We start from the raw sequence: 340 nt of genomic DNA, 5'->3' as shown, positions 1-340 counted from the left end.
AAACTGTTGTGTTAAATCCAGCCCCAGCAAAACAATTACCAGATGAAATATTTAAATACATTGATATTTTTACACCTAATGAATCTGAATTAAATCAATACACTGGAATAAATGTGGATGATGAGAATTTAGAGCAGGCAATGAATGAACTGGAGAAAAAAGGTGTGAAGAATATCGTAACGACATTAGGTTCCAAAGGAGCGGCATATCTTGATGAGAACGGTCACGTAAAGGTTAAGGAATCCCATCGAGTGAAGGTTGTTGATACTACTGGGGCAGGGGATGCATTTAATGCAGGGTTAGCACACGTTGTGGCCGAAGGAAAAAAGATAAGGGAAGC

1 protein-coding gene is annotated in these 340 nt (G+C 38.8%); it reads left to right on the top strand.

Annotated elements, in window-relative coordinates; all coding sequences use genetic code 11:
• The coding region (locus AOA59_RS00225) for a PfkB family carbohydrate kinase (RefSeq protein ID WP_178076216.1) at positions 1-340 on the top strand (340 nt) is incomplete at both ends.

The organism is Pseudomonas sp. 2822-15 (genome assembly GCF_002742515.1).
GTDB classification, from domain to species: domain Bacteria; phylum Pseudomonadota; class Gammaproteobacteria; order Pseudomonadales; family Pseudomonadaceae; genus Aquipseudomonas; species Aquipseudomonas salomonii.
Note: the sequence above shows the minus strand (reverse complement) of the source record. Positions and strands in the feature narration are given on the sequence as shown.